Source organism: Nocardia albiluteola (assembly GCF_018860155.1).
GTDB classification, from domain to species: Bacteria; Actinomycetota; Actinomycetes; order Mycobacteriales; family Mycobacteriaceae; genus Nocardia; species Nocardia albiluteola.
Genome location: NZ_JAHKNI010000012.1, coordinates 39662 through 54245, shown reverse-complemented (window position 1 = coordinate 54245; position 14584 = coordinate 39662). Strand labels below are relative to the sequence as shown.

Sequence of the window (14584 nt, the reverse complement as noted above, 5' to 3'; positions counted from 1 at the left end):
CCCCGCGAGCGGACCCACGGTCCGATCCGTACCCCCCACGACCCCGCGACGATCCGCCGCGCCCGTCGGCGTCGCGGCCGCCCTGCCCTCGACCGCCTCCGCGTGGCGGTTCATTACTGCGTTTCCTACGATCCGGTGTGCCATCTCGGCGAGCGGGTGTATCCATGTGTCCTGTCAATTCTCGGCGCCGAGGTCGATATCCGACTCGGCGGGCTTCTTCAGTCTGGTGTACCGGGGGTCGGTGTCCAGACTCTCGTTGATCTCATCGATCAGGTCGACACCCGGCAGCAGGGGCGCCAACGGCGGGAGTTCCGCCAGCGACGCGAGTCCGATCCGTTCCAGAAACAGCTCGGTGGTGACGTACAGGGTGCCGTTGGTCTCGGGATCGGTCCCGGACTCGGCGATGAGTCCGCGCGCCACCAGGGTACGGATCACACCGTCGACATTGACTCCACGCACGGCGCTGACCCGTGCTCGCGTAACCGGTTGACGATAGGCGATAACAGCCAGAGTTTCCAAAGCGGCCCGGGTGAGTTTGGACCGCGCGCCGTCCAGCAGCATGCGCTCGACATAGGGCGCGAACTCGGTGCGAGTGTAGAAACGCCACCCGTCGCCGACGAATCTGAGATCTATACCACTACCCCGGGCAGTGAGCTCCGCGGACATCTCCCGCAGCGCCCGCCCGACCCGCTGTTCGCTGTCGCCGAGCGCCGCGGCCAGCAGTTCCACGGGCGCGGGTGCATCGACGACCAGCAGCATCGCCTCGAGGGCCGAGCGAAGTTGCTCGTCATCGAGTATTTGCAGACTGAACTGCTCGGACTCATCGTCCGGACCCACCGGCTCCGAACCCGTTTCCTCCGAACCCACAGTCACCGTCACCCGTAATCCTCTTCGATCGTCACCGCCGCGGGTTGCGCGGCATCCAACTCGCCTATCCAGCTCACCGCCAGCGGCCCGAGCGGGTCCGGCTGGTCGAATTCGATCGTCTTGCCTCGATACAGCTCCAGCAGCGCCAGGAAACGGGCGACGATCTGCACCGGGACGTCACAATCGGCGCAGATCTCGTGGAACGTCGTCCAACCGCCCGCACCACGGGCTCGCAACATCTCCAGCACCAGCGCGGCCTGCTCGGCGACGGAGATCGCATGGGAGTGGAGATGGTCCAGTCCCACCTTCGGCGCCGGACGCGGCCGGAACGCCGCCGCGGCGATATCGGCAAACCCGGTGGCGTCGACACCCAGCGTAACCTCCGGCAGAAGCCGCAGGTAGCGGTCCTCCAGCGAGACCGCCCGCGGGTAGCGCCGCAGCGCCGCGGCCTCGAGCTCACCCAGCAGCTCGGCCACCTGCTTGAACGCCCGGTACTGCAGCAGCCGGGCGAACAGCAGGTCACGCGCGTCGAGCAGTTCCAGATCGTCGGCGTCGGTGACCTCGCCCGAGGGCAGCAACCGCGCCGCCTTGAGGTCCAGCAGGGTCGCCGCGACGACCAAGAAATCGGTGGTCAGATCGAGGATCTTGTCCGCGCGCAGCGTCTTGCTCTCGTTCAGGGTCGCGGTCAAGGCCTTGGTGTAGGTAATGAACTCGTCGGTGACCTTGTGCAGCGCCACCTCGGTGACATCGAGGCGGCGCTGGCTGATCAGCTGCAGCAACAGATCGAAGGGACCCTCGAAGTTCTTCAGGCGCAGGTGAAATACGTTCGCTCTGTCGGGATTGTCCGGTGCCGCACCCTCTTCGGAGGCGGGCGATCCTGGTACGTCCGAAACAGTCGGCTGGTCTTGCTCCGTCACCGGCCCGACCGGTGAATGACTTCCCGTGCCATCGCCCGATACGCTTCCGCGCCACCGGATTTCGGCGCCCAAGTGGTAATCGGCTCACCCGCCACGCTGGCGTCGGGGAAGCGCACCGTGCGGTTGATCACGGTGTCGTACACCAGATCACCGAACACCTCCACCACCCGGGCCATGACCTGCCGCGAATGCAGCAATCGCGCATCGAACATGGTGACTACGATGCCGTACAGCTCGAGCCGCTGGTTCAGCCGGTCCCGCACCTTGTCCACGGTGTCGGTGAGCAGCGCCAGGCCGCGCAGCGAAAAGTATTCACATTCCATGGGAATGACCACGCCGTCGGCGCATGCCAGCGCGTTCACCGTCAGCAGGCCCAGCGAGGGCTGGCAATCGATGAGGATGTAGTCGTACCGATCGCGCAGCGGGGCCAAGGCGCGGCCGAGGGTCTGCTCGCGGCCGACCTCGTTGACCAGCTGGATCTCCGCGGCGGACAGATCGATGTTGCTGGGCAGCAGATCCATGCCGTCGACCTTGGTGTTCATCAACACGTCGTCGACGGTCGCGCGGCCCCCGACGAGCAGGTTGTGCACCGTCATGTCCAGATCGTGATGGGCCACACCGAGACCCGCGGACAGCGCACCCTGCGGATCCAGGTCCACCAGTAGCACCCGGCGGCCGTATTCGGCCAGCGCGGCACCGAGATTGATGGTCGAGGTGGTCTTGCCGACGCCCCCCTTCTGGTTGCACATGGCAACGATCAGGGCGTCTCCGTGGCGGGACACCGGCGGCGGGTCCGGTATGTCGCGCAACGGGCGTCCGGTCGGGCCCACTTCCGTGCCGTCCGCCACGATGTCTTTCGCCTCCCATAATGTTTGGGCCGCATGCTCTATCCGCTGGCCTGATGATCGGAATGGTGATCGCGGGTCTGCCGCAGCACCCTCATGCGGTCCGCCCGCACCGGCTGTCGTCATATCCGCTGCTCCTTACAAGTCCTGCACTGCCCCGCTCAGCGCTGCGGGACCAATCCTCATCAGGTGTGCCGCGAAGAGCACGCCATAGACGCTACCGCCTTGTAGCGCAAGACTTGCGCTCGGACACGCAGGCGGAACCTAGGGCTCAACTCCAGGTTTAGAGCCCGGAGACCACGAAAAGCTTTGCCGAGCAATGCCAAACTTTTGCCAACATCTGTTGGCCAACAACTGTTGACTTCAGCTCCGCGAGAGGTCTAACGTATTGGTCAACGGCCGTTGGCCAACAGATGTTGACTCAGGAGGAAGCCATGAACGCCGCACACACCATCCCCACCAGCACCGACGTTCTGGTAGTCGGCGGCGGTCCCACCGGCCTGATGCTCGCGGGCGATCTGGCCCGCGCGGGCGTCGCGGTGACGCTGATCGAAAAGCACTCCGAGGGTTCGCAACTGGCGCGGGCCTTCGCCGTGCACGCCCGCACGCTTGAGGAGCTGGACGCGCGCGGTCTGGCCGACGGTCTCATCGAGCTCGGCGCCAAGGTGCAGGACTTCCAATTCTTCGGCGGCAGTGTGAAATTGCGCCTGGACCGCTACATCGACGGCCGGTTCCCGTACCTGCTGATCACCCCGCAGACCAACGTCGAGAAGGCGCTGCGCGCCCGCGCGCTGGAACTGGGTGCGACCATCGTCCCCGGCGCTGAGTTGCTGAGCCTTTCGCAGGATGCAGACGGGGTGGACGCCGTGGTGAAGTTCGAAGACGCCGAGCACAAGATTCGGGCCGCCTACCTGGCCGGCGCCGACGGCTACCGCAGCCGGGTGCGCGAGCAGATCGGCGTCCCCTTCCCCGGCCAGGCGGTGATCCAGTCGATCATGCTGGCCGATGTCCGGCTGGAGACAGCGCCCGCGGATGTGCTGGCGGTCAACGGGATCGGCGACTGCTTCGCCTTCGTCGCGCCGTTCGGTGACGGCTGGTACCGCATCTTCTGCTGGAACCGCACCAACCCGCAGCCCGATTCGGCGCCGGTCGATTTCGAGGAGGTTCGCGAGGTCACCCGCCGCGCGCTGGGTACCGACTTCGGCATGCACGACCCGCGCTGGATGTCCCGGTTCCACAGCGACGAGCGGCAGGCGCCGACCTACCGCGTCGGACGGGTGTTCCTGGCGGGCGACGCCGCGCACGTGCACTCCCCCGCCGGCGGCCAGGGCATGAACACCGGGATTCAGGACGCGGCGAACCTGGCCTGGAAGCTGGCCGCCGCGGTGCAGGGTTGGGGCACCGACGCACTGCTGGACAGCTACCAGGCCGAGCGGCACCCCGTCGGCAAGGCGGTACTGCGCTCGAGCGGGGCCATCGTGCGCGCCGCGCTGGTGCGGCCCGCGGCCGGCCGCATTGCCCGCAACGTCGTCGGCGGCGCCGTGCTCGGCATTCCGGCGGTGGGCGGCAAGGTCGCGCGCACCATCACCGGCGTCGGCTTCACCTACGACCGCCCGCATGGCGCGCACGAACTCGTCGGCACCCGGGTGCACGACGTGGCGCTGGCCGGCGAGCCCGCTGTGCACACCCACCCCGCCGACTCCGCAAGCTCCGTCGGCTCGCCATCCCCGAGGCTGTACGAGGCGCTGCGCGGCGGCACATTCGTCCTGGTGGTGCCGGAGGGTACGGAGATTCCGTCCACCGATCGGGTCACCGTGGTGCACGCCGCCGACCCGAAGCAGCCCGTCCTGCTGGTGCGCCCCGACGCCTACGTCGCCTGGGCCGCCGACACCGCGGACGCCACCGCCATCGTGGCGGCACTTGCGCAATGGGTCGGCGCGACGCCGATCACGAAGTAGACGGACCATCACGAGCCTGCCCCGGATTCGATTCGAGGGCAGGCTTTTCCGCATCATCCACCATGGTGGACCGCAAGGGTGCGGCCAGCATGGTCCGGCCGGTCGGACGCCGACACCGCCCAAAAGCCGAGTCTCCGAGGCTCGATACACTCTCCCGCATGGCCGACCACCCGCACCCTCCGTTCGGGAACTTCAACAGCGTGCGCAGGGCGCTGGAAGTCCGCGACGATCTCGTGGGTCCGGTGGCCGCGGCATTGAAGGGCTGGGAGGCGAAAGACGCGGCGGAATCGGTGCTGTATGTGGACACCGATCCGGATAAGGCGGACACCGCAGTGTTCTGCGAAACCTACGGTGTACCACTGGAATCGTCCGCGAACTGCGTCGTGGTCGCCGCCAAGCGCGGCGGCGAGATCACCCTGGCCGCCTGCCTGGTCCTCGCCCACACTCGCCTCGACGTGAACACGGCCGTCCGCAAACACCTCGGCGCCCGCAAGGCCTCCTTCGCCCCGATGGACGCGGCGGTCGAGGAGACCGCCATGGAATACGGCGGCATCACCCCCATCGGCCTCCCCACCGTCTGGCCCCTGCTCATCGACCAGGCCGTAGCCGCCACACCCCACATCCTCACAGGCAGCGGCCGCCGCCGCGGCAAACTCATCCTTCCCGGCTGGGCCGCCGCGAAACTCCCCGGCGCCGAGGTAATTCCGGGCCTCGCCGCGTAGCTTCGCGAGGGCCTTTCAGGCCCATTCCTCCCGGACCTCGCTCGCGCGTTCCAGGTCCAGGGTCAGCGCACTGACACCGACCGGAATTCGCCCCGCGTCGACGACAACGACCGTGACGCTGTCCCCCACTTCGAGATCATGACCCTCGACCCACCTCTGATTGCTGGTATTTTCCAAAAACCCGAGCACCCCATTTTCCAGACGCACTTCGAATCCCGAAGGCCTCCGATCCGTTATGACGGAATCGAACTCCATTCCGGCAATCGGTGTTATCTTGTCGATCAGGCGACCGAGCTCCGAGATCGCCGTACGGATCTCAGGATTCCGATCGACCCGCAGAGTGTCCAGCGACTCACCGCGATACAGGGCCACCGCATAGAGCTCCTCCAGCGTTGACCAGTGCTTTTCCAGCTCGGATCGCCAGGCGGATTTGCCCCCCGCCAGCAGGGCCGTCAACTCGTTGATCAGTGTCAATATCGAATATCTACCCTCGGAATATCTAGCCAGAGATCGGGACAGCAGTCGGCACTCTATAAGTTGTGACATGGCTGTAGGGATCGGAATCTCCAAGCATTTTTCGGCTTGTCGCAGGGTTTACAGTCTGACCATCTTTTGTTCATATACACCACTCCAACCGTGATCTTGAACCCAATCATTCTGGTCGTTCGTCAGGCACCAGGCCGCCGTTGACTTCGTCACCGTGTTTACATGTTCCCTGAGTCAGATTCACCAAAACGGCATTACAGCCTGGCGATCTCATTTCCATGTCGGTCGAGGACTAGAGACTCCACGGTATGGTCCACCCAAACCTGCAGCCCTCCTGGGCCGAGCAAAACTTCCATCGATTCCAGTGTATGACGCGGCGTACGGAGAATCACATAGTCGCCATCTGATAGCTCGAAGGTAGTTGCGAACGGCTCGAACCATATGCAGATCTCGGGCCCACCGGAGATCGATCCATACTTAAGGTCGATCGTCTGAGGTTTCGCTGTATTGTTATTTTCCACTATCGTTCCCATCATTTATCATCATATGCTTGGATAATCTCATCCAGGATTGCTACACGATCTTTGGCTGCCTCTGATCCTTTACCGTTCTCGGCAGCCCAATTGTAGAAATCACGCATAGCCTTCGCGTCTGATTCACTGGCCAGGCTCCTTAGCTGCGCCGGATCCTTTGGATCAATCCCTTCTTTGAGTGTGGAGTGCGTTGCACCATCCTTTCCTTTGGCGTTGTCCCATACCTTATTACTGACCTGCGGGAGAGTTCCGCCCTCCAGGTGCGGTGCGGCCGGGCGTCCCGGAGATGCCGCATCCGGGTCCGCCGCCTTGTCCGGTGCTTGTGCGGTATTCGGTTTGCTGGTGGCTGGTGGGTCGTTCTTGTGGTCGTTCGCTTTCTCGATAGCGTAGATCCCCGCACCGAGTACGACCGCTGGGATGACGATCTCGGGGGCGAGTACCGCTCCGAGTGCCTCACCTACCTCCGGAACGAGGGGAGCGATCACCGCCAGGGGATTCTTGCCGGTGAGGTCGATGTTGTTGATCGGGTCGGCGTTGACGTAGTCGTAGTCGTTGGACGAGCCGCCAGAGACCGGATCGGTCTGCAGGAACCGACCGAGCATGGGCAGGTAGGTGCGTGCACCGATTTCGACGGCCTGCTGGCTGGCGAGGTGCTCGATCGGGAGCGTGTTCTGCCCCAGCCAGCCGTAGTCCATACCGCCGGTCATCGTCGCGGGGATCGGAATGTCCGCGAACGCGCCCGTGCCCGGATCGATGTCCTGGCCGTACGGGTCGTAGAGATGCATGGCACCGGTGCGGGCGCCGCCGCCATCGGCGGTGAACAGGATGCTGCCGTGCACGTCCGGGTAGGACCAGTTCGTGGTTGCCGTGGGCCCATAGGTTTTGGTCAGCACCGCACCACCGGACAACTTCAGCACCCGCTGCAGCAGGTTCCCGTTGGCATCGAGCACCAATTCGGGGTTGCCCGCTTGCGGTGCGGTGTAGCCGTAGCGGGTCGTCCCGTTCGCGGTCGTGGTGGGCGCGCCCTGCACGGTCCGGGCGGTCAGCCGGTCGTTCGCATCCCGGGTGTAGGCGACGTTCGTCCCCGAGGCGGTCGCGGTGGAGACGTGCCGGCGAGTTGAGTCGTAACCCAGTGTGTCGGTCCCGACCTTGGTCGTATTGCCGTACACGTCGTAGGCGAACGACAGCGCGTTCGTGCCGTTGGTCGACAGCAGCCGATCGGTGTTGTCGTAGCAGTAGGCCGTGGTTACCGCCGCGGCACCGTCTTTGACGTCGGTCAACCCGGTGCGGTTGGTGTCCATGCCCGCCGCGGTATTCGGGCCACACCCGCCGGTGGGGTCGAAGTGGTAGGTCAGCTGATGATGCGGGACCGTCGCCGCGGCCAAGCGCCCGACTCCGTCATAGGTGTAGGAATCTGTGAAGGTGGCGGTGGGATTGGCCGTGTCGGTGAGGTTCTCGTCGGTGATGCGCCCGTGTGAGGATCTGGTCACTGAATCGACGACGGTCGAACTGGCGGTCTTCCACGTCAATCCCGTTGTCGCGCCGGCCGCATTACGCGCTATCGAATCGAGCCGAGATCCATTGCCGTACGCGACGTTGGCTACCTGCCCACCATTGTCGTAGCCGGTGGTCGCGACCGTTGTTCCATCCAGTCCGACCGTGAGTAGCCGGGATGCGTTGTCCCAGGTGTAGTTCAGCGTGCTGGTAACACCCTTGACCGTCGATGTTGTACTGGTCACCCTACTGGCGGGGTCGTAACCGGTGGTCGTGACCACACCGTTGGCATCGGTATACGAGACGGGCCGTCCGAGAAGGTCGACTACCGTGGTGACGGTGCCGCTCGAGTCGCTGGCGGCCGTGGTTCTCGGATCCCCGTTGACGGCATAGTTGTACGTGACCGTGCGGGCGGGTTGGTTGCCCTGAGCCGGGAATGCCTGCTGTGTCGTCCGGCCGCGGGCGTCGTAGCTGGTGCATGTCCATGGTTCGGAGTTGACCCGGGATGCCACGACCCGTCCCGCGCCGTCGTAGACCGATTCAGCTGTATTCGACTGACCTGCCGCATTTTTCGCGGCGGTCACGATCTTCGGCAGTCCGGCTTGATTCACCGCCGATGCCCCGGAAACGCACGGGTTCGCCCGTGTTTCGGCGTCGCCGTAATAGGTGGTGGTGCTGCGCTTGTCCGGATTCGTGATATCACCGGACGGGAGCGCGCTAGCGGTCTTGCGGAGATACCCGGTACCCGGGGTCTCGTAGGTATTACGGCGTACCAGCGAAAGTCCGCCGGGGTCCGAGGTTTTGGCGACCACCAAGCCGTATACCGCATCGATCCCGTTCGCCGGATCGGAGTAGCTGGTGGCGGTTTTGGTCGTACCCGCCCGTTCCGTCGCGCCGCCCGAGCTGTCGTAGTCGGTCTGACTTGTCTGCCGTCCGTAACGCGGCTGCAGGAACTGCCCCGGCACGGTGACCGGCGATCCCGTACCGGGTGGGGTCCAGGTGAGGTTCAACGCACCGGTGGTGCCGCTGCGGTTGTAGTACTCCACGCGGATGCGATGCCAGCTCCCGGCGACGGTGTTGGTGTAGCTGCCGGCGGTCGCGGTGCTGGCCTTGTCGGACCAGCTGTCCACCAACCGGACATCGTCGATCCACAACCGCACGCCGTCCACGGCGGTGAAGCCGACTCCGTAGGCGCCTGCCGCGGGGAATTGGATCTCCCCGGTGAACCTGGCGGACCAGCCACCGGTGTTGGCGACGGGCGGTGAGCTGCCCCAGGTTTGGGCCAGCGACCCGTCGGCGGTGCCGACACCGGTCTGCCACACCGCCGGGATACCTGACAGCACCGGATTGCTGTACAGCGCCGCAGACAGACCGGTCAGTGCCTCGTCGTAGCCGACATGGGTGGTCGGCATCGTGCCCGCGCACTGCGCGGTCGGGGTCTGGCCATTGAAACACGAGGCGGGAGCGGGACCATACGAGTCGGTCGGCCGGTCAGCATGGTCGTATACGACGGTCGAGCGGCGGCCCGCACCATCGACGGTCGCCGATACCTTGTCCTTGGGTGTCCATTCCGCCGAGGTGACCAGCCCGTCGGGGTCGGTATAATTCAGGCTCCGCCCGGCCGAGTCGTATGTGGAGGTGGAGCTGGCGTACGTCTTGTCCAGACCCTGGTAGATCTTTACCGTCGCGGAGTTGTGGGTGGGGTCGTACAGGTACAGGTGCCCCGGCTGGATGTTGGTGGTCACCCCATCGGGTGCGGGGCTGGTGATATTCGTGGGCGCGGCGGTCGGTAGATCGGGGGCGCGCTGGAATTGGTCGTATTGGATCGTGGTGCGGTCAGCGGTCCCCGAGTATGAGGTTTGGGTGGCCTCCCAGTCGGTGGCCAGCGGGTCGCGCAGCTGATACAGCGGTCCGACGGAGGCAATATAGTTCTCCACCGTAACGGGGTCGGAGTTGCTTCCGATCGCCGAGACGTAGCTCGCCTCGTCGGTGTAGGTGAGGTCCCGAATCTCACCGCCCGGGTTCTCGATCCGGTCCAGGGTGCGCACCGTGGAGTACCACAGGCGGGTTTCGGTGCCGTCCCAATATTTGATGCGGCACAACATTTGTTCGGGTGCTTGCGCGGCACCCGAGGGTGCACTCGCGCCGCCGTAGCAGCTGTTGCTGTTGTCGGTGTTGTAGTACAGGGTGTGCGACAACCCCGAAACAGGGTCCTTGATCGAGGTCAACCGGGACGGTGAACCGCTGTAAATGTATTGCAGCGCCGCGGGTTTCTTACTGTCCTCGACCGTGGTGACCGTGTGCAATGTGCCGTCGGGGTTGAATACCGATGCCACCCCGCCCTCGGTTTCGGTGATGAGGCCGTTGGCATCGAACGCCAACACCCCGTCCTCACCGACCGGGGGAATATAGCCGCCCTCCGACGTCCGCGCCCAGGTATGCACCGCACCGGTGTCCTCGGTGAGAACCACCGATCCGTCCATCTGAGTGGCGGACATGTATTTCGCGCCGGGTACCGCCAAGCTCCAGCCGCCCGGTAGCGGTGCGGAGTCCCGCGCATACAGCAGGTTCGCAGGCACGATCTGCGGGTTCATCGTGAACGTGCGCGCGGTATCCGGGCCCGTCGCCGCCCGCCCCCACAACACCATCTTCGGTTGGGTGCCCGAAGTATGATGTACCAGTTCGACTTTCAACGGAATCCGCTGACCCGCGGTCAGGGTGATGTCCTGCGAGGTTTTCGGGCCGACGGTGGTGAAATTGCTGGACGGACGTGTCCCCTGCGGGTCGTTGATCAGCAGAGAGTTGTTGACCCACAACCGCATACCATCGACATAGGAGCCGTCGAACCGGTAGTCCCCGGCGACCGGCGCCTGAAAATATCCTTCGTAACGCACGACGTACCACGACGGATCCAGCGCCGGCGCCAACGTCAACCCCGGTATCGTGTACCCGTTTTCCGCGGTCGATTCGAACCCGAAAACATCCAGGTCGACCTGCGGTTCGGTGCGCACCATCACCGGAACCGCCGCGGGTGTGCCCGTATGGGTGGGATCGTTGAAATACGACGTTGTCACTCCCCGGGGCGCCCCGGCCAGCGAGTTGTAGGCAAGTTTGATCCCCGAATCCCCGCCGACGGAATGGAAGGTGGGGCCGCCGCCTTCGGCATAGACATTGCCGTTGTACAGGTTCACCGTCACCGGACCTATCCGGTCCGTGGGTGAAATCTTGCCGTCCCCGAGGCGCTCATCGACTTTGAAGTGATTCACCCACGGCGGCGTTGTCGTGGTCACACCACCGGACAGCGCGGTGAGCACGGTCCAGGTGTAGGTCGCGCCGTCGTGCAGCACATAGTTCGGCACCGTCCACGTCGGTGTGGTCAGGCACCCCGAATCCACCGTCTCACCCGACAGCCCGTCGGCCCCGGTGGACACCTTGAAGCAATACAAGGTCGCATCACCGGACGGGTTAGTGACCGCGTTCACCGACAGCGTCGGCGTCCGAGTCCCCACCACCGCCTGATCGACCGGCCCGACCGCAGTCGCCGCCGGAGGTGCGGTGCCGTAATCGACGATCAACTGAGCCTGCAGGGTTTGCAGGGTCGCAGCGCCTGCGGTTTCCGCGCCGGTCAGCAGGAACCACGCGTTATTATCCTGCGCGGCAACACGTCCGGCGATATAGGTGGTCAAGTTCGGGGACCACATCGAACCGGCGTTACCTACCTGCGCGGACGCCAACTGCGGACCGAGCGAACCATAGCCCAGCGGACTTGTGGCCTGGTACAGGTTCGCTGTCGCCGCAGTCGTGGCGGCTGTTCCGGTCGTCTGGAAATCCATCCGGGCACCGACCACCGCCTTGCCGTACAGCGGGGAAAAGTCGAACCGGAACCCCGAGCGCCAGTACAAGTTCTGCCCCGAGGGCAGCGAATTCCCGACCTCGATCCCGCACGTATTCTGGCATGTCGTCACACCGTCGGACGAAAACGCCGTCGTCGCAGCGGTATTGCCGAAGCCATAGGTGTAGGTCGGGTCGACCACGATCGGGAACACCCGAGACTTGTCGGTCAACCAGCTCTTGTCCACCGTCACCGTCAGCGACCAGGAATCACCCTCGCGCTCGAGTTCATACTTTCCGCTCGTACGGGCGACCCTTTTCTTCTTGTTGTTCTCGCCTTCGCCGGCGGAGTCTCGCACCTGGATCGGCGGCAGCGCCGCAATCTCTTTGCCGTCGGGGTCGGTGATGACGACCTCGTCGTCATGAAGCTGCGGCGTCGAACCTGCACCCAACTTCATCGCGTACACCCACCGGCCATCACCGACCGCGGTCCGCGACTTCAGGATCACCGATTCCTGGACCGCGCCCGGCCGGACCTCGTACTTCAGATCCTGGCCCGGCAGCACATCGGCGTAGGTGACCGTCGACCCCGACACCGACCGCGCAACCTTGTGAGCACCCTCGAGCGCGAACGTCACCGGTGCACCACTGTCATTGACCCGCACCAGGGCTTGGTCGTCGGCGAACTGCGCGAACTCTGTGTGCGCGCCGTCACGGGCCGCCGCAGCCTTCGCCGATGACTTGTCTCCCACGACTCGGGTGTCCATCGACACCCAATGGCCTTGCCCGTCAGCCACACTCATCGGTGCCTGCGACAACACCAATGAATGCGACCCGTCCTTGTTGACGTATTCGACAGCCTTCTCCGACCGCGACACCTCCTTGGAGGTCTGCTGGTCGTAGCCACTATGCGTGCCCGACCGCGACAACTTCGCACTCAACGGTGCGAAATCGGCCTCCGGAGGCTGCGGGGGCCGCTTATCGGGTGCGGGGAGCTTCGCCGACCTGGCCGCGGGCGCCATCAGGGGCAAGTGCCGCGCCGCGTCGATCCCGTGTTTGCCCGCCACTCTCGGGGTCACGATGACGTGCACGGCTTGCGCTGTCAGGGCCACCGCCAGCACCGCAACAGCGATCCCCAGCCATATCCGCGTACGCGGGTTGGACCACACGCGACGCCACAATCGAGAATTCATTTCACTACACCAACTGTCACACCCCGCAATGGGGCGAATAGATAGAAGGACCTAGGCCGATCACTCGGCGGTATCGAGGCAAATACAGTGCACGCCTTCATAACCCGCTCCAGTCGCGGGAGCGCTCGCGTCACGTCGGGGGCTTGATCGAAGCGGGAGGTGTCAGCAACGGCAGATCATGATGATGCGGCGGGCTCGGCTTCGCCATGGGCGGGGTACAACAACGCCACCAGCGCCATCGATGCGCCGAGACCATCACGGCAACCCGAACATCAACCGGCGCAACCTCACCCGACTACGAGGGTGAGTGCGGCTTCCCGCGGCACGCACTGTCGAGTCACTCCAGCCCGTCGACAACGCGATACACGTCGTGCGCAGTGATGACCAACGACCGGGACCTGAATTCATAACTCCCCCAAAAGCTCCGGCCCCACCAGCCGTCCAAGATCACTTCAGGGAAGTGAAGCACGAAATCAGCCGACTACACCCCTTTGAAACATTCAAGTGATACAAATCACACAGATTTCCACAGGTCTGGAACCTACGGATCAACCACCGGCCGTCGAACAGCGGACCGGGATCACACTCGACCGCATCCAAGCCATCGCCGAACGGATGCTCCACGCCGGCCAGCCCTCTGAATAGCGGTCACGATGAACCCATTCCGTCCCAGGCCCCCATGGGTCAGCAAACGCATGCCTGACGAGGACTTCGGGGTCGCTGCTGGACTACAAGGCGGCGCCCGGAGTCAGCGCGCGCGAGGGTGGGCGGTGGCCCAGACTTCGTGCAAGGTGTTCACGGTGACCAGGGTATAGATCTGCGTCGTGGTGACAGAGGCGTGGCCCAGGAGCTCCTGCACCACACGCACATCCGCACCGCCGTCCAGCAGGTGCGTGGCGAAGGAGTGCCGGAGGGTGTGCGGGGACACCGTTGCCGAGATCCCGGCGCGGTCGGCGGCGGACTGCAGGACCTGCCAGGCGCTCTGGCGCGAGAGCCTGCCCCCGCGCGCGTTGCAGAACAGCGCGGGATTTCCCTTGCCGCGCACCACGAGTGCGGGGCGGCCGCGCACCAGGTAGGCGTCCAGCGCATCCAGCGCGGGGCGGCCGATCGGCACCATGCGCTGTTTGCCGCCCTTGCCGTGCAGCACGACCGCACGCTCGTCGGCGTCGATATCGTCGACATCCAGGTCGATGATCTCGGAAATCCTTGCGCCGGTGGAATACAGCAGCTCGAGCATCGCGCGATCGCGCAGCCCGCGCGGGCCCCCGTCCGCGGCACCGGAACCGCCCGCGGCCTCGAGCAGGCGCGAAATCTGATCGTACGGAAGCGCTTTGGGCAGCCGCCGGGCCGGAGTCGGCGGCTTGACCGCGTGCGCGACATCCCCGGCCGTGATTCCCTCGGCCGCGGCGAACCGATGCAGCCCCCGCACCGCGACCAGCCCCCGCGCCGCGGAACTGGCCGCCAGCGGCGGATACCCGTGCCACCCGGCCCGCAGCGACACCGTGAAATCCCCGATATCGCCCTCGGTTACGCCCTCGAGCCCCGCGATACCGCGCTGCTCCAGGAACTCCCGATACCGCCCGAGATCCCGCCGGTACGCGCTGAGCGTATTGCGCGCGGCCCCGCGCTCGACCGCCAGGTGGTCGAGGTACGCGTCGATCTCGGGCTGCAACACGGCCCCATCATGACAGCCGCCACCGACAATCCCGGACCGAAACGCCTGCGCGCCATTCCGCTC

Annotated in this window: 8 protein-coding genes; 2 read left to right on the top strand and 6 right to left on the bottom strand. The window is 65.0% G+C overall.

Annotation, left to right across the window (positions count from 1 at the left end; all coding sequences use genetic code 11):
- Positions 1–174 precede the first annotated feature (174 nt).
- From scpB to KO481_RS30125, 3 genes are read right to left on the bottom strand one after another with little or no spacing between them, the layout of a single operon-like run.
- Complete coding sequence (gene scpB / locus KO481_RS30135; protein ID WP_308166835.1) at positions 175–837, bottom strand: SMC-Scp complex subunit ScpB; 663 nt, start codon at positions 835–837, stop codon at positions 175–177.
- Between the two features lie 38 nt (positions 838–875).
- On the bottom strand, positions 876–1784 hold the full coding sequence (locus KO481_RS30130; RefSeq protein WP_372452149.1) for a segregation and condensation protein A: 909 nt from the start codon (positions 1782–1784) through the stop codon (positions 876–878).
- Entirely contained in the window at positions 1781–2755 is a 975-nt protein-coding gene (locus tag KO481_RS30125; RefSeq protein WP_215921790.1) for a ParA family protein, read from the bottom strand. Before KO481_RS30125 ends, KO481_RS30130 begins: the two co-directional genes overlap by 4 nt.
- 308 nt (positions 2756–3063) lie before the next feature.
- Between KO481_RS30125 and KO481_RS30120 the strand changes: the two genes are divergently transcribed.
- Together KO481_RS30120 and KO481_RS30115 are read left to right on the top strand one after the other, a co-directional pair.
- Positions 3064–4587, top strand: coding sequence for an FAD-dependent monooxygenase (locus KO481_RS30120; protein WP_215921789.1), 1524 nt, complete (start codon positions 3064–3066; stop codon positions 4585–4587).
- Positions 4588–4745: 158 nt separating this feature from the next.
- Positions 4746–5309: a YbaK/EbsC family protein gene (locus KO481_RS30115; protein WP_215921787.1), complete on the top strand. Its 564-nt coding sequence runs from the start codon at positions 4746–4748 to the stop codon at positions 5307–5309.
- A 15-nt stretch (positions 5310–5324) separates the two neighbouring features.
- Here the strand turns inward: KO481_RS30115 and KO481_RS30110 are convergent, their stop codons facing one another.
- The 3 genes from KO481_RS30110 to xerD form a co-directional block, all read right to left on the bottom strand.
- Entirely contained in the window at positions 5325–5783 is a 459-nt protein-coding gene (locus KO481_RS30110) for a hypothetical protein (RefSeq protein WP_215921785.1), read from the bottom strand.
- A 544-nt stretch (positions 5784–6327) separates the two neighbouring features.
- The gene (locus tag KO481_RS30105) at positions 6328–12846 is read right to left on the bottom strand and encodes a PA14 domain-containing protein (protein WP_215921783.1); all 6519 of its coding nucleotides are present in this window, start codon (positions 12844–12846) and stop codon (positions 6328–6330) included.
- Between the two features lie 748 nt (positions 12847–13594).
- Positions 13595–14521, bottom strand: a complete 927-nt coding sequence (xerD, locus tag KO481_RS30100; protein ID WP_215921781.1) for a site-specific tyrosine recombinase XerD — start codon at positions 14519–14521, stop codon at positions 13595–13597.
- Positions 14522–14584 lie beyond the last annotated feature (63 nt).

Coding starts and splice junctions, on each gene's coding strand:
- KO481_RS30125 (WP_215921790.1), bottom strand. CDS start 2,755: ATGACGACAGCCGGTGCGGGCGGACCGCATGAGGGTGCTGCGGCAGAC.
- KO481_RS30120 (WP_215921789.1), top strand. CDS start 3,064: ATGAACGCCGCACACACCATCCCCACCAGCACCGACGTTCTGGTAGTC.
- KO481_RS30105 (WP_215921783.1), bottom strand. CDS start 12,846: ATGAATTCTCGATTGTGGCGTCGCGTGTGGTCCAACCCGCGTACGCGG.
- KO481_RS30115 (WP_215921787.1), top strand. CDS start 4,746: ATGGCCGACCACCCGCACCCTCCGTTCGGGAACTTCAACAGCGTGCGC.